Origin of the sequence: Streptomyces aureus (genome assembly GCF_000725495.1) — a bacterium.
GTDB lineage: Bacteria > Actinomycetota > Actinomycetes > Streptomycetales > Streptomycetaceae > Streptomyces > Streptomyces aureus_B.
The window spans coordinates 126,432-146,619 of the sequence record NZ_KL647040.1 but is presented as its reverse complement, the minus strand read 5'-3'; the positions used below and the strand labels follow the sequence as shown (position 1 = coordinate 146,619).

Genomic DNA, 20,188 nt, shown 5'->3' with positions numbered 1-20,188 from the left:
CCACTCCCCTGGCAGACCGACCCGTCCGGGACCCCGGACTCCTCACGCCGGCCCGACCACGGGCGGCACGACAGCACCGTCTCACGTGAACGAGATGTCGCACGAAGGGCGGACCCCGCGAACGGGCCCGCCCTCGGAGCGCTCGTCAGCGGACGAAGGAGATCTCCGGGTACTTCGTGCTGGGCCCGTCGAGCAGCGTGTTGTGCTTCTTGAGCAGTTCCTGGTCGAAGAACGCGGCGAGGTACGTGCGCTGGATCGCGATCGCGCGGTTCGGGTCGATCGTTCCGTACTGCTGCTGGAGCTGGCTCTGGGAGAGCCCGAGCAGACCGGCCTCCTGGTGCACCATCCACTCGTTGTCGCTGAACGACAGGTGCGCCGCGCCGTGGAGCTGGATGTCGACCCGGTAGCCCTTGAGGTGCGACCACATGGTGCGCCACGAGCTGTCGGTGTTCCGGTTGTGGGTACCGGAACTGAACAGCATGAACGGACGGTTCAGGTCCTTGCTCGGCGCGGTGCCGAAGAACTGTCCGTCCAGGTTGGCACCGGCGGCGATGCGCTTGTCGAGCTGCATGGAGGTGGCGACCGCCGCGCCGCCCAGCGACCAGCCGAACATGCCGATACGGGACATGTCCACGTGCTTCGTCAGACCGGTGGGGAGCGTGGCGTGACCGTAGTCGGGGTTGCCGCCGGTGCTGAGCGTGTTCAGCTTGTCGATGACGAACTTCATGTCGGCCGCGCGCACCTTGAGCGTGTCCGAGGAGTGCGAGCCCGCCGGCATGGCGTTGTGCTCGACCCGGTTCGCCGGGAACTGCACCTCGTTGGCGTCGTGGGTGTGATCGACGGTGACGACGAGGTAGCCGCGGCTGGCGAGGTCCTGGACGAGCGCGGTGCCCATCGCGCGGTCCGAGTGCAGCCCGGTCGAGTACAGCAGGACGGGCAGCTTGCCGAGCGACGTGTCCACCGGGGCGAGGACGTGGCCCGCGGTCGGGGGCAGCGTCACCTTCTGCGGCGACAGACCGCGCGAGGCGAGGAAGGAGGCGCCGGACAGCGAGGGCATCCACGGGGCCTGGTAGTGCCCGGAGGGAGAGTTGGTCGGGTAGAAGAGCGACACCATCAGCTCGCGCTTCCTGCCCGGAACGTACGGGTCCGTGCGCGAGTTGTCGACCAGGTGCAGACCGACCATGCCCACGCTGTGGCGACCGGTCGGCGCGGGAATGGTGAGCTTGAGCGGAGACGTGCCCGCGGTCTTGGGCGAGACGGTCGCGCTCAGGGGCGTCCTGTAGTGGCCCGTCTTCTCGTCGTTCTCGGGCGCCCAGGGAGCCGTCGCGTCGGGCGTGGCGGTGCTGAGCGTGGGCCCGCCGTGCGGTGCCCCGGCGGCCATCGCCGGCGTCATCCCTGCACCGAAGGCGACCGCGATCGCACTGGCCGTGCTGACCGCTCTGGCGATCACTTGCTGACGACGACGCGGGCGACGGTGCCTCATGGAACCCCTCGTATGGTGATCAGTGATCGCGGAACAAGCGATCGACTGCCGTACACCGTACCGCCGTTGGGGCCGGGCGAATCGGCGCCCCCTTTTTGAGGCTTTCGAGGGCACTTTGGGTACCGGCTCCGGGCTGCGGGTGCGGCTCCTGCCGGTTCCGGGGCGGGCTCGAGGGCGACCATCTGCGGGCAACCGGGAACCGGCGAGGGCGTGGGCGAGTCACCACAGGTGAGACAGGGGATGTCGCCGCCGCGTCGACAGCGGTGTCCTTGAACGATCACTCGCGAGCGGGCGCGGTGGCCGCGAGCGCCCGGGCCGGGGAGGACACCGCGGTGATACCGCTCGACGGAAGGCTGCCCGGTATGCCTGAGAGCACCCGCAGGCACCCGGACCGGCCGGCGGCCCTGGGGCCGGTGCTCAGGGTGCCGCGCGGCACGGCCCGGACCGACAGAGGAAACGACTGAGGTGTCTCGGACCGAGGTTCTGCAGTGGTGGGAACCGCCGTACTACCTGCATCCGAAGCAGTTCGGCGTCCCGGAGCGGTACGGCCCCACCGTCCCGCCGTACGTCGTGAAGGGACGCGCTCGGGGCAGCCGCGGGCGTGCCACGGTCCAGAACTCCGATGCGGTGGCCGGCCCGTTGCGGCGGCGGTGGACCGGGAGCGGCATCCCTGTCCATGTCCTCGTGGGCCCGGCCGGCACGGGCAAGACTTTCCTCGCTCTTGACCGGACCAACACGGGCTCCCGCAGCTACTTCGATCCCTACCACTGGAACGAGGGCTCGGACGTCCACTTCGTCGACGCCCATGACGAGGCATCGCTCGCGGCAGGCCTCACCGACCTGGCCCGCCGCCTCACGGTCGGCGGGGCTGCGACGGACGGGGACAACCGGCCGTACGGGCGAAGCACTCCGGAAGACCTGGCGCTCAGTGCCCTGGTGCAGGGCCCGAAGAGCTGGGTGCTCCTGGTGGACGGGCTCGACGACCCGCGAATGGCCGCCCGGGCCTGGTCGCCCGCCGGCCTCCTCCGCCCGAACCTCCGCCAGGCGTTCCGCGACGGCTTCGGTCAGATCGTGGTGACGTCGCGCCTGGCCGACCGCGAGGCATGGCCCCCGTGGATCACCGTGACCCCGGTCGCCCCACTGCCCGCCGCGCCCGCAGGGGAGCAGCTACGACACCGCTGCGGGACGGCGGCCGGAACCGCACCCGAGGCCGAGCACCTGGCCGCCCGGCTCGGCGGTCATCCCCTCGCCCTGCGCATCGCCGGGAACCACATCCGCGTCAGCTCGACGCCGAAGGCCGCGGTGAACGCCTGCGCCTACCGGGACTACGAGGCGCTTCTGGACGCCGATGCGGCACGACGTGGTGACTCGGGAACCAGCACGAGTTGTGGTGCGCCGGGGCCCGGCACACCACGACTCGAGACGCTCGCGGCAGTGTGCGAACTGGCCCTCGACCTGGCCGACCGACGCGGAATACCGGAAGCCCGCCAGATCCTGCGGCTGCTCAGCTGGTTCGCCGCCGCCTCCTTCCCGAGTGAACTGCTGATCCCCGAGGAGCTGGACCGTCTGGTCCCCGGTCTTTCCGGCGATCATCCCGACGGCGATCTCGCGCCCTGGTTCACCGGCGGCGAACTCCACGTGGCGGTCCGGATGCTCCGAGGCCTGGGCCTGCTGCACACCTTCGGCCCCGACCGGGCCATCGACAAGCAGGACAGGTACCTCGCCGTCGATCCCGCGGTGGCGCAGGTGCAGCGGGACGCCCTGGCCGCCGATCCCGGTCAAGCAGCCGTGTTCCGGGCGGCGGCGGTGGAACTGCTGCACCGCCAGGCGGTGTCAGCCGGCTCCGACCCGTCGCAGGCGTGGTGGTGGCCCGTCCTGCTGCCGCATGTGCAGGCCCTGGTCCGCCATCTGCCCACCATGGATCGCGCTTCCGCGGAGCGCCTGAGGGACACGGCCGGCCGGGTAGCGGACGGCCTGCGCCGCGACGGGCAGGACGCTGCCGCCGCTCCGCTCCGATCGTCCATCGAGCGCATGGGCGCGGGATGAGCCCGTTGGCCTCGCTCTCGAATGTCGAGCCGGGGAACGCTGCCGCCCGCGCCCTGGTGGACGTCGTCGCCGATCAGGCGGACTTGTGGCGGGCACCGCCCTCGATGTGGATCGTCTCGCCGGAGACAAAGCCCGCACGCAGGAGCCACATCACGGTGTCGACGACGTCGTCGGCCTCGCCGTGACGTCCGACGAACGTCCCGCCCGCGCTCTTGCTCAGCAAGGCGGTCTTCTTCTCACCGAGTCGATCCCACGCACCCGAGTCCACGACACCGGGCGAGACGGCATTGACCCGTACCGGCGCCAGATCCGCTGCCAGGTGGCGCGCGAGGTACTCGACCGCTCCGTTCGTGACGCCCTTGACGAGGGAGCCCGGCCCAGGGCGCCAGCCGACCACACCGGAGAACAGCACGACCGACCCGGTCGGCCGCAGGACCGGCCCGAAGTGCTTGGCCACCAGCATCGGGCCGGCCACCTTCGCCGTGAACGCGGCCAGCAACTTGTCGCGGTCCAGCTCGGTCGCGCGAACATCGTGCGGTGCCGAACCGGTCGTCACGATGTGGTCGACTCCGTCCTTCAGCCGCTCCGCCGCCGCCGCGATCGTCGACTCGTCCTGCAGGTCGACCCTCACCGCCGTGGCGCCGATCTCGCCCGCCAACACCTCGGCCGCGGCCAGGTCGCGCGCACCGACGACAACCTCGTACCCGTCCTTCGCCGCACGCCTCGCGACCGCAGCGCCCAGTGCTCGTGCACCGCCGATGACCAGGATTCGTTCCATGTCTCCCGACTTCCTTCCGTAGGATCGAGAACCACGGTATGGATTTGATACCGGTATCTTCAACGGAACTGGGAGCAGCGATGGGCAAGGCGTACAACGTGATGGCGGCGACCTGCCCCAGCCGCACGGTGCTGCACCGCATCGGCGCCCGCTGGACCGTGTTCGTCGTCAACGCACTCGACGACGGGCCGCGCCGCTTCAGCGAACTCAAGGGGCACATCCGGGGCATCACCCCGAAGGTCCTGACCGAGACCCTGCGCTCCCTGGAGGCCGACGGTCTGGTCAGCCGCCAGGCGTACGACGAGAACCCGCCGCGCGTCGAATACGCCCTGACGCCCCTGGGCCGCTCGTTGCTGGTGCCGCTCCGCGCCGTGCGGCTCTGGGCCGAGGAGCACGTCCCGGACATCGAGGCGGCTCGATCCCGCCGGCCGGCTCCTTGACCAGGTGGGACGTCGGTATCACCGCGCACGGTCCTGGCCAGGGGCCGTCAGCACGGATCCAGCCGGCGCTTCGAAGCTCCGTTGCCTGTTGCTGCCGACAGCCCAGCTGATCAGGCGACCTCATCCAAGTAGAGAGCGGCCAAGCCTGGCAGGCGGCGAGCCATCTCGCCTCGGTCGTCGAAGTCGAAGTCCCAGGCGGGGTCCAGCTCCGGATACCGAATCGTAAATGCGTCCGTGGGGAGCTGCTCTCCAGTCGCCGTGATGTGCGCGTTCCAGGCGATGCTCAGTGTGTCCTCGCCCTCCAGGTCCACGCCGTCGGCGGCTGAGGCTTGCACCATCGGCAAGCGCGCAAGGGCATCCGGATCACCGACCACACCCTCGAAGACCTGACGCCCCTGGGCGATCAGCCAACCGCGGAAGTAGTCGAAGCCGTCGTCGGAGCAGCCGCCGTTGATGACGTAGGCAGCGGCCCACAACGGGCTCGTGTAGGACTCGGCCATCAGGTCCCACAACACCTGTTGGGCGGCGACGATCTCCTCGACCGGACGGGAGGCAAGCAGTGACGTTGCCTCGCGGGCGACTGCTTCGCTGTCGTCCGGGTCGAGCACCTGGTTGCGCGCTGCCTCGATGAGCTGCCAGAACTGCTGCTTGTTCATGGCGGCAGAGCATGCCACCCACTACTGACAGCGCACCGGTCCGCCCCTGCCGGGGCCCACCGGCCGACCGTCGACGACAGGGCTGCCGACCGGGGGCCGGGCGGGCGGCTTCGGTGGGCGACCGTTTACGGGGACGCCATAGCCCGCCGGAGGGTGGCCACGGTTGCGCTCCGGACCGAGACTCCTCCGCCCCGGCCACCGTCACAATGTCACGAGCCTGTTCGGAGATCGCCCCCTCATGGTGCGATCGGGCGGAAGCAGCCCTCTCATGAGGCACTATCAGCGGGACATTCCGAATCCCGGGGGACTTCTCATGGCTCGCTCAGCTCGTTCACGCCGCACCACCGCCGCACTGGCCGCTCTGTCGCTCGGCATGCTGGCTCTGACCGCATGCAACGGCGACGCCAAGGACGACGCGGCCGCTCCGGGCGCTCACGCGACGCCTTCCGCCACAAGCGCGGACAAGGGCACGAGCACGCCCTCGCCGACCTCCCCGGGCGGCAGCGGCAGCGGCAGCAGCGCCGGTAGCGGCGGCGGCAAGTCGTCCGACAGCCCCAGCACTCCGGCGCCGTCGAAGACCGCGTCCGACGACGGTCAGGACGGCGGCGTGGGCATGTGCGAGACGACAGACCTGAGCTACAACGTCACCGTCGCGTCCAGGCCCGTCAACCACGCCTTGCTGACCGCGAGCAACAAGGGCAGCGACCCCTGCCTGCTGTCGGCGAACGAGCTGGTGATCACCATTCCAGGGCTCGACGGTGCCGCCGGGCACATGGGCCCCGAGGGCAAGGACTGGATCCTGAAGCCCGGCGAGAAGGCTTACGCCGGGATTCTGTTCTCGCACGCCGACACGGCCGGCGGCAAGAGCGCAAACAAGGTGGAGGTGGCACTCGCCGCTTCCGAGAGCCCGACGACCGTGCCGATCAACGGCGGCCCGGTCACGGTCAACGACAGCCAGGTGACCACCTTCTTCGGAACCGCCGAGGACGCGCTGACCTACTGATCCCCCCGCGCCGGCACAGGACGAGCCCGAGTGGGGGCACGTCCTGTGCCGGCCGGGCATTAAGCCAGTGCAGGTCGCGCGTCACGAGAAAGTCGGACAACTGGGTCTTTTCAGCCTCGGACATCTCCAGCGCGGTCCGCCAGTCCGGCCGGTCCGCGAGGTTGCCGCGCTTGGCGATGAAGCTTGAGTAGAGCGTGCCGTCCAGCAGGCGCGGGTTCCACCAGGTCGGTAGCCCTCGGCGGAGGACCCGGGCCACCTCGCGGTCGTGCCCTGGCTCTTTAGAGAAGGCCATGCCGAGCAGTGCCCGGTCGCGGGCGTCAGCGACCGAGCCGGCTCGGGCGTCCGGTTCGCTGTCCTCGCCTGCGAGCCAGGCCCGGACGGGCTCAGTAATGCGGCCCGAAGCCTTGGCCTCGCGCAAGACCGCGCGCATGTCGGAGGTCGCCTTCTCCATCAGCGGGTAGTCGAGCTGTGGGCGGCGGTGGTCGGCACGGTTCGGGTCGAAGACCGTGTTGTGGAACTCGGCGGGGTTGTCCGTCCCGACAAGGTTCCTTGATCTCCGGCGACGCGCGGCGCCCTCGTGCATCGCAGATAGCGCGGAGGCGGAAGTCGCTTGGGGCCCTGCGCGCCCATTGAGAGATCGGCTCCACACAGGAAGCTACGGCGGTGAGAGTGCCACCTGAACACGCAGAGAAAGCCCTGGCTGCCCCCACAGGCTTCAGCCACGCTGGTGGCTTATGGCATCAGCCAGAGCAGGCGGACGGTTGGCCTGGTGATGACGGCGCACAGGCTTTGTGGAACGTTCGGATGGAGATACATGCAATGCTGATCCGTCGGACGTAGGATAGATCTACCTGTGCGAACTACCAAGTTTCTACCGAGCTTGCACGGTCGTTCCATCCGTAGAGGAGTAGATTTCGCTCCTCGAAGTAAGGGTAATCCGAGTACGGCAGCACTCTTGAAAATGTGTCTCCCGCCCAATGTATGTGTTCATGCAGCACGGTTACTTGTGTCCCAACCATCTTGAACGACGAGATCTTGTCGTTCCAGCCACCTAGTGTGTAGAAACCTCGATTCTTCGGGCAATTCAACCACGATCCCTCGAAATTAATGTGCTCATTAAATCCGGTCATCGGGTTGGGTGGGCCTAGTGTCCCGTGATTGGGGGAGGTGCTTTCAGCGGCGCGAGGCGGATGGTTGCCGTGCAGGTACTGCTCAAGGTAAGTAAACTGCCGCCACGTCGTAAATTGCTTCCGATCATCCAGGGTGAACATATGGTCACTCTTCGGGGACGCTATAAAATGCAGTTCTTGACCATTGAAGCGTGTCACATCTTCCGGATCGTACATTGTTCCATTTAGAATGAATGGCACCTGTGGAATCCTGTGCTCAATCGCGGAGAGCGCTTCATGCGGTGTCCCTTCTTGAACCTTGCTGAAATCTAGCGCGTCTCCGTGCCCTTGGGTATCTTTGAGTTCCTCACTTAGGATGGCCAGTAGGTTGCCCGTGGTTTCGATGCCGTATTTCTTGAGCTCGACAACCACGTCTTGAATCTCTGCTTCTCCCGCAGCGATGGCGCCAAGCAGTGCCAATGCCTTGCTTCCGTTCGAACTAGACTTGAGCGTCATGGAATCTCTCCTGCGTTTATATCTGGCGATGCCGGTAGGGTGCCACCGACTGGCACCCTACCGAAGCCGAGAGCTGCCGGTTAGGCCGACTCCAGTACTCTCAGCGACATTTTCACGTTAACTCGCTGATTGCTCTCATTGAATTGCGGGATCTGCACCAGTCCGTCATGAATGTCGCTGAGGTTCAGATTTCTCTCGAAACTGCCGAGGACATCATTCGGGCCGAAGTCGTCCTGCTCGCTTACGTGCCCGACGATCTGCAGAAATTCTCCGTCGAAAAAGTCTATGTCGGCGGAAGACTCGATGATGAACGCCGTTCCCTCTACCACACTCTGAGCGTCGTCGCCCGACCTATCCCACAGGTTGTGGTGCTCCAAGCTAACGACCTCGGCGATGTCAGGGTCGAACTTGAGGCGGTTGGCATCCCAGCGCCCGAAAAGCTCCAGCTCGTTCCCTGGATCGTCTCCCGTATTGTCATTGAAGATGCTGTGCAGCGTCACGCGGACTTTCTTGAAAGACATCGTCTGCACCTTTCTCTTGGTCGTCATTTTTTGGTTTTCGCGAATATTTGAATGGTACTCGCGAGGATTTGTTAACCGTTTAGGTGGGCCTGTGTAGGGTCATCCTGATGGATCGCAATGACGGCTAAAGTGGCAGAGTGGATTTCGCAAGACGACTTGAGACAAGAAGGCGTCGGCAACGACGTTCGTTGAGGTATGTATTCCCATGCCTCGGTAGGAAGCCGTCAGCCATTGGCCGATGTTGCTGCGGGCGAGATCAGCTCAGCTGTGTGAGCTCCTGTGCAACTTCAGGATGACTACCTATAACCAGGTAACCTCGGTAGCTCAAGTTCGGCAACTCCACAACTCGCCGGTGAAGTTGAACCCCCGACAATTGCCGTCGTCAAATTCCTTTAGGTTCATGGAACCGGCAACCCTCAGCCGCAACGCGCCCATTTCTCCGGATTCAAGCGGCTGAACGCCATGTCACGGCGGGCTCCGGCGGTGTTGGGACGAGGTGGAGGCGTGAGTGTCGGCCCGGCAGTTCGCCGGGCTGGCACGGAGAGCGGGACGAGCTGCCTTGGTCGGGTAGGAAAGATTCCAGGCCAACCTTCGTAAGGCGGATCGGATCGGAAGTTGCCTTCGGCTCCCACGGTCGTTGAGAGGTTGGCTGCGCTGCCGGGCTGAAGCCCCCAGGCGTTGCCAGTCAGATCTTCCGGTGCGGGATCGTCTTCGTGAATGCCGGGGAGGATCCGTCAGCGGACCTCAAAAGCCGTATATGACTGGCTCACGACGACGGATCGTCCGGTGGCGGATGTGGCAGACGCTGCGGTCGTCGAGGACGTGCCGTACCGCCTTGGCCGCGGGCGACACGTACCGCCGTCGCCGGGCCTTGAACACCGCTCTCGAACATGCATTGGCCGCTGGGGACTTCTCTGAGAAGCCAGTTCACCGCACCCCCAGCAAGCACGTCGACTCCAACGACGTAGTCGACCAGCGAGACCTCCTAAACGTCCTACGGGCAAATCAGTTGCTCACAGGAGTGTCCTAACGTCGGGTCGTGGTGGATCGGTGCCGCAGGAGGCATCTGATGACCTTCTACGCGGCCCTGTACAACGCGGGCCTGCGTACGGCTGAGGCGGTCGGACATTTCCCAGACGCAGTATGGGGCCGCTGATGCTCCGGGAGACGCGTCCCGTCTCAGGTAAGTAATGGGCCTATTTTGGGGAACGTCACGACCGGTGTGCGCTCAACGCGGCGGGAAGCCAACAGCGACCGACCGGTGCCCCTACGGTCATTATGGTGGTCATCCTGCGGGCGCACTTGGACGTCTTTGGCACGGCCGCGGACGTGCGCATTTTCGCGCGTACGACTTGCAGCACGCATGCATCACCCGGTGGCTGAACGCCGGGGGTTTCGATCGCTGCGGTAGCCCGACGGGTCGTTAACTTCCCAAGGTTGTCCGCCGGCGCTATCCCGGTTGCATCGACGGTCACGAGGACGCCGCCAACGTGAAGATCACAAAGGTATCGGAGGAGGAGGACGGGGACGTCGGCTAGCGGTTTGTGTTATTTGCACTGCGACGGCGGTCCTGGAATCCGGACCGCCCTCTGACCTTGCCGCCTGGGTTGCAGCCCGTCCCCGCCGACACCTACACCGTGCGCACGTGGAGCGGCGGCACTCACCTGTACGTCCTCGCCCCCGAGGGAGCCCCTGCGCAACATCGCAGGGGGACAGCGCCTGCGGTCGGCTGGAAGGTCGACACCGGCGCATGGGGCGGACTCGCCGTCGGCGCGGGAAGCACTTTCGCAGGAGGCCCGTACGAGATCACCCATCACGCTCCCGTGGCGTCCTAGCCGGACAGGCTCTAAGAGGTCCTAACAAAGCCGTTGGACGTGTCGGTCAGTGATCAGGCAGGTCCCGAGGCCGAGGAAGGCTTCGTGGATGTCGTCGCGTCGTTCCCAGCGCATACGCAGGCGGTGGAAGCCGTGGAGCCAGGCGATGGTTCGCTCGACGACCCAGCGAAAGATACCCAGGCCGGAGCCGTGCCCAACGCCTCGTTCGGCGATGACCGGGCGGATGCCGCGGGCCCAGAGCAAGCGGCGGTACTTGTCGTGGTCGTAGCCGCGGTCGGCGAGGAGCGCGTCGGAACGGCGTCTGGGGCGGCCGGCGATTCCGGCCACGGCCGGGATCTTGTCGATCAGAGGCACGAGCTGGGTGACGTCGTTGCGGTTTCGGCCGGTCAGCGACACCGCGAGCGGGATGCCCTGGGCGTCGGTGACGACGTGGTGCTAGCTGCCCGGCCGTGCGCGGCCGACCGGGCTGGGTCCGCTTTTGGGCCCCGATCTCATAGAGGCGTCTTCGTCGTCATTGCTGCAGCTCTCATCGGACATCACCAACTGGCAGTTGAACTGCGGGATCAGTCCGTCGACGGCGCCAGCGGGTCGGGGCGGGACAACGCCTCGGACAGCGGTAGCCCGTCCCTGTCTGCAACGGTCCGACGGGCCCTCAGTTCGGCGCGGGTCCGCGGGCGGTACTTGGGTTCCTTGTCGCAGCCGCAGGCCGATAGCCCCTCGTAGCGCAGGCCTTCGCCCAACACCACGGCGACCACGGACCAGCTGCGGACATCTCGCCTGGGCGGCGGCGCGAAATCATGGCCGGCGCATATGAGGGGCCGAGAGCAGTTCGGGCACAGGTGCTCCCGCTGCGGATTGGCGTGCTGCTTGAAGCCGAGACGGCACGAGACACAGGCGTAGTGCAGCTTGTAGGAGGTCATGGCGTAGAAGCACACCGGGTTACCGTACCGAGCCGTCCTTCGAGCCGACCATCCGTTTTGGAGTGATCCACGGTCCGCCGTCGGAGATGGTGTCCAAGGGGGTATCCCGTTCGGTGGGCCAGCCGTGGGCCATGAGGTAGTGGTGAGCAGGCGATGAAACCCGCCACTGAGTGGCACTTCGTCAGATAGCGTTCGCTGCAATGGGTGAGCTGGTGGTGATCAGGCACGGCCAGACCGAGTGGAGCCTGTCGGGACAGCATGCCGGCCGGACCGACGTGGCGCTGACCGCCGCGGGTGAGGCCGCGGCCAGTGCTCTCGCTCCCAGACTGGCCCACCGCCGTCTGGTCGCCGTGTTCAGCAGTCCGCTGAGCCGCGCGATGCGGACGGCCGAGCTCGCCGGTCTGACCAGTGCCACACCCGACCCCTACTTGCTGGAGTGGGACTACGGCGGCTACGAGGGCCTGACCGCCGAGCAGATCCGCGAGTCACGGCCGGGCTGGGACCTGTGGCGCGACGGCGTTGTCCCAGGCGACGCCGACCACCCGGGCGAGCGGCTCGCGCAAGTGGCCGCGAGAACGGACGCGGTGCTGGACCGCATCCGTCCGCTGCTGAGCCACGGCGACGTCGCAGTCGTCGCGCACGGCCACCTGGCGCGCATCCTCACCGTCCGCTGGCTCGGCCTCGACGCGTCCGCGAGCCGACTCCTCGGCCACCCGCATCCCGGCACGCTCAGCGTCCTCGCCACCGAGGACGGGCAACCTGTCATCTCCGCCTGGAACGTGCCGTAGCAGGGCCCGACTTCACCACTTCTACGAACGCAAGGGTCAACACTCCCTGGGCTTCCGCCCCAGGCGTGATCCGTATCGTAGGCGCGAAGGTTGTTCAAACGTACGGGGGTTGGGTGCACATCGCGGATCACACCAGGTGGGGCCGGGGCTTTCCGGTGAACTACCTCCTGGTTCAGGAGGACGAAGACGATGTGGAGCGACTCTGGGGAAGGTGCGCCGGCGTCGAAGGGCTGTTCGTCGACCCGGTCCCGCCGCCGCGGGAGGTCCTCACCCTTCGGGGATGCCGCCCCGATGGTCTCCTGAGCGATGTCCTGGCCGAGCCCAACGTCTCGCTGCGGAGTCTGGGCGACGTGTGCGTCGAGGTCTGGAACGACGAGAGGCCCGTGCAGTGGCGGACCCTCGTGGACGCGGTGGTGGTGGCCCACCAGCCCCACCCGGACGACCCGGCGCGGTACGACATCACCCTCGGCGCCGGCGTTCAGGGCGAGGAGGGCTCCTTCGAACTCCCGGCGGCACCGCGCTTCGAGCTCTTCGCGGGAACGCCAATCGCCGCAGCGGGTCGGTGCTCCGTTGTGGATGGTCTGTTCGAGGGACCAGTGGAGCCGTCCCCCGTTCCGATGGAGCTGATCGGTTGCGAGCCTGCGGAGCCCCTGCTCAAGGCACTGCGGCGACCCGCTCGGTCCGAGCGGGACTGGGCCCGTCTCCTGGTGCTGGACCGCCATGGTGCCGTGATGGCCGCCCCCACCGTGGGTCTGGCCATCACGGAAGCGCGACCGTCCGTGCTCGGCGGCACGCTCATCGACATCACCCTCACTGATGGAGGAGACGAGCGGCCATCGCCGGTGGCCCGCTCGATCTGGGCGGAGTGGTACCAGGGCCCGCCGGCGGAACCCAACCTGTGGGCACCGTACGACTCGCAGGGCAGGGCCGCGTGGTTGGACCTCACCACGCGTGCCTGGCGGGTGCCCACGCCCCGCCCCGATCGATCCGGAGAGGAGCACCATCTCGACGGCCGGTTCGTCACCGACGTTCCCGGGCTCCACTGCGCGATCGCCGAGGCCCTGCTCGGGCCGGGCCGCTATTTCGGGCGAGAGTGGAACGCGTTCAAGGACTGCCTGTGCGGTGGATTCGGAGTGGCCCCGCCCTTCACCTTGACCTGGCACGACTCCGAGATCGCACGCCGCGCACTGGCGGACGTTGTGCAGGATCCAGAGGGCGAACTCTCCTACTTCGAGGAGATCGTGCGGCTCCTCGAACGGCGAGGTGTCACGGTCAACCTCCGCTGAGCCGCAGGTACCCGTGCGCCTACGCCTCTGGGGCGGCCCCGCCCTCGCAACACCGACCTTGGCGGGGCCAAAGGCGCCTCCCCGTAGGCTCCTTGACAGCTCTGCCTCAGCCGACCTGCCCCGTCGGCCGCATCGTGATGTGGTTGATGTCCACGCCTTCGGGCTGGTTGATGGCGTACACGATGGTGTCCGCGATCTGCTCGGCGGTCATCGTGGCGGCTGCCTCGGGGGTGCCGCCGCGGACGTGCCAGAAGGGGGTGTCCACGACGCCGGGGGCGACAACGGTGACGCCGACTCCGTCCTGGCCCACCAGGAGGCGCGTGTTCTCGGCGAGGGCGTGGGCGGCCCACTTGGTGACGGAGTAGAGGTTGCCGGGGGTGTGGCGGACACCGGCGACCGAGCCGATGATCACGATTCGGCCCTTCGAGGTCCTCAGGTGGGGCAGGGTCGCCTGAATCAGCAGGGCGGGGCCCAGGACGTTGGTGAGGACCATGGCGCGCATGTCCTCGGGGGCGTGGGTCTCCAGGTTGCCGGGCAGGGAGAAACCGGCGTTGGCGATGACGTTGTCCAACTGGCCCCAGGTGTCCAGCACATGGCGGACGGCGGCAGCGACGTCATCCGCGTCGCCGGCGTCGCCGGTGATCGTCAGCAGCCGCTCCCCCGCCCCCGTGGTGGTGGCGAAGGCGGCCAGCTTGCCCGCGTCGCGTCCGGTGACGGCCACGCGGTGGCCCTGCTTGAGCAGGGCACGGGCGGTGGAGGCACCGATTCCGGTCGAGCCACCGGTGATCAGAGTGACGGGGTCCACGGGACGGCCTCCTCGGCGACGGGGTCATCGGTGCGAAGCGCCTGCACTATACGCAGCGATCTTCGGCGCGCGCTTCTGGATTTCTGCGACGGCTCGGCCCATCGGTACACGGTCGGCGGATCCGCCCAGCGGTAGACGGTCGGCGCCGTCACCGTGTCCCGAACGGGGCTTGGGCAAGGCAGCCGGGCACGCTCGGATCCGGTTGGAACTGATCGACCCCTGGCGCAGGTGGTGCAGGAGGTGAGCCGCTCAGCCGTTCACGCGGCGCCCTCACCACCAAAGTCCATCTGAGCGGGGACGGATTGCCACCGCCCGCTGCCGATGCTCGTCACTCCCGGGCAGCGGGCGGTGAGCCCCCGTTCGTTCAGTTCAGGCGCCACTGCTGGTTGGCGCCGCCGTTGCAGTTCCACAGCTCCAGTTGGGTGCCGTTGACGTTGCCGGACGGCTGGTCGCCGCCGGTGACGTCGAGGCACAGGCCGGACTGGACGCCGGTGATCGTGCCGTCGGAGTTCAGGCGCCACTGCTGGTTCGAGCCGCCGTTGCAGGTCCACAGCTCTACCTTGGTGCCCGCGGTGGTCGCTGCCCCGGTGGCGTCCAGGCACTGGGTGCCCCCGTACAGCCGCAGTTCGCCGGCCGCGGTCAGGGTGGCCTTCTGGTTGGTGCCGCCGTTGCAGTCCCAGATCTGGATTTTCGTGCCGGGCGCGGTCTGATTGTCGTACGCGTCGAGGCAGCGGCCCGAGGAAGCGCCGACCAGCGTGTGGGTGGTTCCGGTGCTGGTGGCCGAGCCGGTGGAGACCCGGAACAGGACGGTGGCGTGGCCGGGCACGGTGGCCGAGATCGCACCGCTGGTGGTGGTCTTCACGTGCGACCACAGGTTGTTCAGGCTGTAGCCGCTGGACGAGGCGGGCAGGCCGACCGCTGACGCGGTGGTGGAGATCGTCGCCGCACCGGAGTTCTCGTTGAACAGCGCCACCGACACGTCGCCGCCGGACAGCGGCTTGGCCAGCACGTCCAGGCCACCGGTGGAGGACACCTGCACGCCCTGCTTGCCGAGCGCGTCCTGGTCGACGGCGATGACGTCCCGGTTCCCGAGGATCGAGGCGGTGGCGGCGGAGGAGTTGGGCAGGTCGTTGCCCGTGATCAGCGGGGCGGCCATCTCGGCCCAGAGACTGAACTCGCTGCGGTCCTCGGTGAACGACATGCCGCCGTTGCCGACCTCCAGCATGTCGGGGTCGTTCCAGCCGCCCGGGCCCGCGTACTGCGCAAGCTTGACGTTGGCGTGGAAGATCGACAGCAGGGAGCCGTAGCTGTCGTTGATGTCCCCGGTGGTACGCCACATGTTGCCGACGCCCGCGCCCCAGGTCCACACGTTGTCGACGCCCCATTCGCACAGGCTGAACACGATGGCGCGGCCGCTGCTGTTGTTGGCCAGGGCGTTGCGCATGGTGGTGTCGCGCTGCTGGGCGGAGGTCCCGTCGTCGTTGCAGTTGTCGTACTTGAGCAGGTCCACGCCCCAGGAGGCGAAGCTGTTCGCGTCGGTCTGCTCGTGGCCGAGGCTGCCGGGGTAGCCGGCGCAGGTCTTGGTGCCCGCGCTCTCGTAGATGCCGAGCTTCAGGCCCTTGTTGTGCACGTACGCGGCGGTGCCGCTGATGCCGTTCGGGAACTTGACGGGGTCCGGCACGAGACGGCCCGCGGAGTCGCGGCTGCCGGCCATCCAGCAGTCGTCGATGTCGACGTAGGCGTATCCGGCCGCGGCCAGTCCGGAGGAGACCAGATAGTCGGCTACGGACTCGACCTTCTGCTCGGTGACGTTGCAGCCGAACTTGTTCCAGCTGTTCCAGCCCATCGGCGGGGTCAGCGCCAGCCCGTTGGGCAGCGCTGCGGCCTGTGGCGCCGTGCCCAGGACGTAGCCGACCAACGCGGCGAGCAGGGCCAGGACGGTGCCGACCGCGGTGCCCGTGCGTCTGCCGGCGGACTTGCGGCGGCTGCCGGTGCGGATCGAGTCGCACGCGGAGCGGGGTTCGCGAGGTTGCGGAAGGGGGCGGGCTAAGCGGAGCGCGCGGGGCATGTGGAGGCGCACGTTGTCCTTCTTTCGGGCGGGGGGCTACCCGATGGCCACTCGGGCACGAGTGACCATGCGTCAAATGCGCTCACTGCGAGAACGGTTGCGGGGGTGACCACGACGCATGACGGGTAAGGGTGGAAAGTTTTGGATTCTGTGCGAATGCCGGGGCATACCGTCGCAGTCCGCACAGGCTTCGTCAAGGGTTTACACAGGCACCGGGGTGAAACCGGTCATCGCCGCTTCGACCGTGGGCCACAGGAAGCTCATTCCACGATCGCGCTCGGTTCCCCTTCAGCCGACATTGCGCCGACGACCGAGGGCGGGGCGCCGAAGCGGGCCAAGCAGTGCCAGACCTTCTTCAGCGCCTGCGCGTCGTGCTGGCCTGTGCGGGCGGCCCTGCCGATTGCCCAAGGGTCCAGGCACCCCTCGACCGCGATCTCGGTGCCGAGGTCGACGTACTCCTGACCCCGATATCCGGGATGTCGCCGCAGGTGCTCCACGGGCAGCCGGAAGCCGGGATGCCACTCGATCGCGCACGGAAGTCGGCGGGCCGCCTCCTCCACCTCCGTGTCGCGGTAGCTGGGATCCAAGACCAGTGCCTCGACGTCCCGGTCGAATCTGACGGAGCCGTGCACGTGAGCCTCGACGTGTCCGTCCAGTGCGTCCAGCCCGTCGGCCTCGGCCATGCCGATCAGGGCGAAGCGGGACTCCACGGCGAAGGCCGTGGGCTCCGTCGAGCTGTCCGGGTAGCAGAAGGTCGCGCGTTCGAGCGTGTCGGCGGTGAGCCGGAAGTGCGAGGATCCGAATCGAGGCGCCCCGCCGACCGACGAGTTCCGATGATTCAGGGCCCCGTAGACAGGGCGCTCGTGCGGTGCCGCCTGATCGTATGCGCCGCCGAAGATGCGGCTCTCCCATCGCCACCGGTCTCCGCCGGGGTACGCGGTCAGGCCACCGTTGCTGGTGCCCGTCACGAACTGCGAGTAGTAGACGCCCTCGTCCGCCATCCGCAGCAGGAGGAGTCGATCGCCCACCATACGGTCGGGGTGAAAGTTCATGGTGAGCTTCGGACCGGGCGCGAGAGGGTCTCCGTACGAACGAGCCGCCACGTGCCGCAGGGCTGAGTGGTGAGGCGACCGGGGAGTGTCAGTGCCAGCGACCATCCCCGCAGTCTGCGGGAACGCCTACGCTCGCCACACGCGAATTTCGTCCTCATGCCCCCTCATCACGCAGTCCGGCAAAGACCAGCGTTGACGCCGGTGGCACACAGGCACAGGTCCATCCGGCCGTCCACGGGGACGGCCCAGGCGTGCAGGGGCCGTCCCCCGGCAAGGCTCCCCCGCCCGTCCTAAACGGCCGCCGTCGTCTCCGTCCCCCCGGGCAGGCCCAGGCCCCGGCGCCCGGTTTCGTTCAGCTGGTCGACGGTGAACCGGCCGTTCCAGGAACGCTCGTAGTGCTCCTCTGGGAAGTCGCTCGGGCTGGAGCCGGTGGTGAAGGCGTGCCTGACGTCGGCCGCGTACTTCTCGTTGCGGGCGCACCAGGGTGCGGCGGGGATGTACATGACGTTGCCCCAGCCCTGCTGGTTCTCGACGGGAGCGACGCTGTGGATCATGTCGCAGTGCCACCAGACGGAGTCGCCGGCCTTGACGTCGGGGATCGGGGTGAGGGCGCGGTAGAGGTCAGGGTGCCAGCGCTTGGTCACAGGGAAGACCTGGTTGGGGCGCACACCGCACATGGAGTCCTCGGGGACGTCCGGCAGCAGGGGGCGCAGCAGGAGGTACGCCATCACCTCCGGGATCGGGACGGTGTGCAGGACTCCCTGGTCGGCGTCCATGTCGGACAGCGCGGTCCAGCCCTGGAAGGTGCGGAACGCGGAGCACATGGTGGAGCCGGGGTACTGGGGTCCGTCCGTGCGGTGGGCGGGGTCCCAGGGGTCGTAACGCTCCACCTGGCCGCTGAACAGGTGGCGGAACGCCCGCTGGTACTCCTCGGTCATCCACAGGTCGAGGGTCCCGGGGTCGCAGTGGGTGCCGAGGCCGGAGGAGTCCGTGCCTGGCCGACGGCGGCGGATACGGTCGGGGTAGAGGGCGTCGCGGTCGGGGTCGAACCACCGCCTGCCCTCGTCGTCGGTGTGCTTCCAGAAGGAGTTCAGGAAGGACTGGACGGTTGCCATCCGCCCGGACTGGCGGGCCGACATCTGGGCCTGCGACCAGTAGACGGGGTAGATCTCGGGCTTCGAGCCGACGCTGCCGAAGAAGTCGTCGCCGGGGCCGGTGTAGGTCTCGAAGAACTTGTTGCGCTCGACGTAGTCGACGATGTCCCGGTCCCAGGCGCGCGCCTGTTCGTGCGGGAAGTGGCCGCGCACGACCAGACAGCCGCGCTGCTCGAGCTTGGCCCGCTCGGCCGGGGAGACGGTGCCTGCGGCGATCGCGTCGTAGTCCAGGACGGGCCAGATCTCCTCGCCGCGCTCGCGGTCGGCCTCGATCTCCGCGATGCGTGCCCAGACGCGCTCTTCGACGGCCGCGAAGGCCTGCTCCACCGTGCGGCCGTGCGCCTCGATGCGGGCGCGCAGGGCGCGCTTGATCTCACGGACGGCCGCGGCGATGTCTTCGGGGGTCTGGTTCCAGTGCGGCAGTGAGGGTACGGCGCGCTGCTCGGCGGTGAGCGTCATCTCAGCTCCTTTAGTCAGGACTCCTTACTAGAGGAACGTAACCCCCGGTGCATCTTTAGGCAAGAGTCCTTACTAAACTGCTCGCATGACCGCGCCGAAACCGTCCCTGGAACTGCTGCGGGCCCTGACGGACGAGAACGTGCTGCGGGTCCTGATGGCCCACGACCGGCTCACCCGGGCCGAGATCGCCGCCAGGACCGGCATCTCCAAGCCGACCATCTCCGAGAGCGTCCAGCGCCTCGAGCAGGCCGGGCTCGTCGTCGACACCGGCGAGCGCACCACCGGGCGGGGCCGAGTCGGCTCGTACTACGCGCTGGCACCGCACCTCGGTACCGCCCTGGTCGCGAGCATCACCCCGCACGGCGTCGTCGCCGAGGCCGTGGACGCCCGGGGACGCACCCATGGAGAGGTCCGCACCGCGCTGCACGCCGACGCGGGACAGGAAGCGGCGGCCGAGGCGCTCGGCGCGGCGGCCGCCCGGCTCGGCGAGTCAGCCGGCCCGCTGCGTCTGGCGGTCGTGAGCGCCGCCGACCCCGTCGACCGGGCGACCGGCCGCCTGGTGCACCTGCCGGACGCCCCGTTCCTCGTGGGCGCGCTCGATCCGCCCGCCGTCCTGGCCGGCACGGTGACCGGCCCGGTCCTCGTGGACAACGACGTCAACTGGGCCGCACGCGCGGAGTACGAGCAGGGCTGCGTGCAGGGCGTCGACGACTTCGTGTACCTCCACCTCGGAGAGGGCCTCGGCTGCGCGGTGGTCGGCGACGGCGTCGTGCGCCGTGGACATGGCGGCCTCGTCGGGGAGGTCGCGCACCTGTACACCGCCGGCCCGGACGGGCGGGCCATGGCCTTCACCGAGGTGTTCGCCGCGCTCGACCTGCGCCGCGACGCGTCCACCGCCGTCGACGTGCCGAGACTGCTGGACCTCCTGGACACCTCCGACGCACGCGCCGAGCGCGTACGCCTCGCTCTCGCGCACGCCATCGGCGGTGTCCTGGCCGGCGCCCTCGCCTTCGCCGACCCTCGTACGGTCGTCCTGGGCGGGCCCTGGGGCTCCCACCCCCGCCTGATCGACGCGATCGAGGAACACCTCGCCCGCTCGCCACGTTCCGTACCGCTCATCGCCGCGGCCCTGCCCCTGCCGGAGCTGACCGGAGCGCGCGCCCGCGCCGTCGAGGAACTCGGTTCCCAGATCGTCCGCTCCGCCCACCCCACGGCGCAGTGGTGACGCCCCTCGACACCCTCAAGGCCCCCAAGGCCTCGACACTTTCA

The 20,188-nt window shown here is 68.1% G+C and carries 18 protein-coding genes and 1 pseudogene; 7 read left to right on the top strand and 12 right to left on the bottom strand.

The window, feature by feature from the left end; translation table 11 throughout:
• Positions 1-145: 145 nt before the first annotated feature.
• Positions 146-1,393, bottom strand: coding sequence for an alpha/beta hydrolase family protein (locus tag IO36_RS39315; RefSeq protein WP_245173650.1), 1,248 nt, complete (start codon positions 1,391-1,393; stop codon positions 146-148).
• 555 nt (positions 1,394-1,948) lie between these two features.
• On the opposite strand from IO36_RS39315, the gene IO36_RS46545 reads away from it, so the two are divergent.
• Positions 1,949-3,529 (top strand): ATP-binding protein, encoded by a 1,581-nt coding sequence (locus tag IO36_RS46545; RefSeq protein ID WP_037627785.1) that lies wholly within the window; start codon positions 1,949-1,951, stop codon positions 3,527-3,529.
• Between the two features lie 73 nt (positions 3,530-3,602).
• Here the strand turns inward: IO36_RS46545 and IO36_RS39305 are convergent, their stop codons facing one another.
• Positions 3,603-4,307, bottom strand: coding sequence for an SDR family NAD(P)-dependent oxidoreductase (locus IO36_RS39305; protein ID WP_037627783.1), 705 nt, complete (start codon positions 4,305-4,307; stop codon positions 3,603-3,605).
• Positions 4,308-4,387: 80 nt separating this feature from the next.
• On the opposite strand from IO36_RS39305, the gene IO36_RS39300 reads away from it, so the two are divergent.
• Entirely contained in the window at positions 4,388-4,747 is a 360-nt protein-coding gene (locus IO36_RS39300) for a winged helix-turn-helix transcriptional regulator (protein WP_037627781.1), read from the top strand.
• A gap of 110 nt (positions 4,748-4,857) precedes the next feature.
• Here IO36_RS39300 and IO36_RS39295 read toward each other — a convergent pair whose 3' ends face one another.
• Positions 4,858-5,403, bottom strand: coding sequence for a DUF4240 domain-containing protein (locus IO36_RS39295; protein WP_037627779.1), 546 nt, complete (start codon positions 5,401-5,403; stop codon positions 4,858-4,860).
• A gap of 313 nt (positions 5,404-5,716) precedes the next feature.
• Between IO36_RS39295 and IO36_RS39290 the strand changes: the two genes are divergently transcribed.
• Positions 5,717-6,406: a DUF4232 domain-containing protein gene (locus tag IO36_RS39290; protein WP_037627777.1), complete on the top strand. Its 690-nt coding sequence runs from the start codon at positions 5,717-5,719 to the stop codon at positions 6,404-6,406.
• Here IO36_RS39290 and IO36_RS45475 read toward each other — a convergent pair.
• The 3 genes from IO36_RS45475 to IO36_RS39285 form a co-directional block, all read right to left on the bottom strand.
• Entirely contained in the window at positions 6,348-6,989 is a 642-nt protein-coding gene (locus tag IO36_RS45475; protein ID WP_078943728.1) for a hypothetical protein, read from the bottom strand. The genes IO36_RS39290 and IO36_RS45475 overlap by 59 nt on opposite strands.
• 277 nt (positions 6,990-7,266) lie before the next feature.
• Positions 7,267-8,031, bottom strand: coding sequence for a hypothetical protein (locus IO36_RS47230; protein ID WP_158997749.1), 765 nt, complete (start codon positions 8,029-8,031; stop codon positions 7,267-7,269).
• An 80-nt stretch (positions 8,032-8,111) separates the two neighbouring features.
• Positions 8,112-8,552 (bottom strand): hypothetical protein, encoded by a 441-nt coding sequence (locus IO36_RS39285; RefSeq protein WP_209441336.1) that lies wholly within the window; start codon positions 8,550-8,552, stop codon positions 8,112-8,114.
• 1,544 nt (positions 8,553-10,096) lie between these two features.
• Between IO36_RS39285 and IO36_RS45470 the strand changes: the two genes are divergently transcribed.
• Positions 10,097-10,387 (top strand): bifunctional DNA primase/polymerase, encoded by a 291-nt coding sequence (locus IO36_RS45470; RefSeq protein ID WP_078943727.1) that lies wholly within the window; start codon positions 10,097-10,099, stop codon positions 10,385-10,387.
• Between the two features lie 21 nt (positions 10,388-10,408).
• Here IO36_RS45470 and IO36_RS47830 read toward each other — a convergent pair.
• Positions 10,409-10,876, bottom strand: a pseudogene (locus IO36_RS47830) (IS5 family transposase); the annotation flags it as partial.
• Between the two features lie 74 nt (positions 10,877-10,950).
• Positions 10,951-11,322 (bottom strand): hypothetical protein, encoded by a 372-nt coding sequence (locus IO36_RS39275; RefSeq protein ID WP_037627769.1) that lies wholly within the window; start codon positions 11,320-11,322, stop codon positions 10,951-10,953.
• 185 nt (positions 11,323-11,507) lie between these two features.
• Between IO36_RS39275 and IO36_RS39270 the strand changes: the two genes are divergently transcribed.
• Entirely contained in the window at positions 11,508-12,095 is a 588-nt protein-coding gene (locus IO36_RS39270) for a histidine phosphatase family protein (protein WP_037627767.1), read from the top strand.
• Positions 12,096-12,286: 191 nt separating this feature from the next.
• Positions 12,287-13,381 (top strand): barstar family protein, encoded by a 1,095-nt coding sequence (locus IO36_RS39265; protein WP_245173649.1) that lies wholly within the window; start codon positions 12,287-12,289, stop codon positions 13,379-13,381.
• 106 nt (positions 13,382-13,487) lie between these two features.
• On the opposite strand, the gene IO36_RS39260 is transcribed toward IO36_RS39265, so the two are convergent.
• From IO36_RS39260 to IO36_RS39245, 4 genes are all read right to left on the bottom strand, one after another.
• Positions 13,488-14,186: an SDR family oxidoreductase gene (locus IO36_RS39260; protein ID WP_037627763.1), complete on the bottom strand. Its 699-nt coding sequence runs from the start codon at positions 14,184-14,186 to the stop codon at positions 13,488-13,490.
• A gap of 364 nt (positions 14,187-14,550) precedes the next feature.
• Positions 14,551-16,266 (bottom strand): glycoside hydrolase family 27 protein, encoded by a 1,716-nt coding sequence (locus IO36_RS39255; protein ID WP_245173648.1) that lies wholly within the window; start codon positions 16,264-16,266, stop codon positions 14,551-14,553.
• A 248-nt stretch (positions 16,267-16,514) separates the two neighbouring features.
• Positions 16,515-17,411, bottom strand: coding sequence for a DUF3626 domain-containing protein (locus IO36_RS39250; RefSeq protein WP_051901291.1), 897 nt, complete (start codon positions 17,409-17,411; stop codon positions 16,515-16,517).
• Between the two features lie 185 nt (positions 17,412-17,596).
• Positions 17,597-18,919: a DUF1479 domain-containing protein gene (locus tag IO36_RS39245; protein WP_037627761.1), complete on the bottom strand. Its 1,323-nt coding sequence runs from the start codon at positions 18,917-18,919 to the stop codon at positions 17,597-17,599.
• 85 nt (positions 18,920-19,004) lie between these two features.
• Between IO36_RS39245 and IO36_RS39240 the strand changes: the two genes are divergently transcribed.
• On the top strand, positions 19,005-20,144 hold the full coding sequence (locus IO36_RS39240) for an ROK family transcriptional regulator (protein WP_037627758.1): 1,140 nt from the start codon (positions 19,005-19,007) through the stop codon (positions 20,142-20,144).
• The last annotated feature ends 44 nt before the right edge of the window (positions 20,145-20,188 follow it).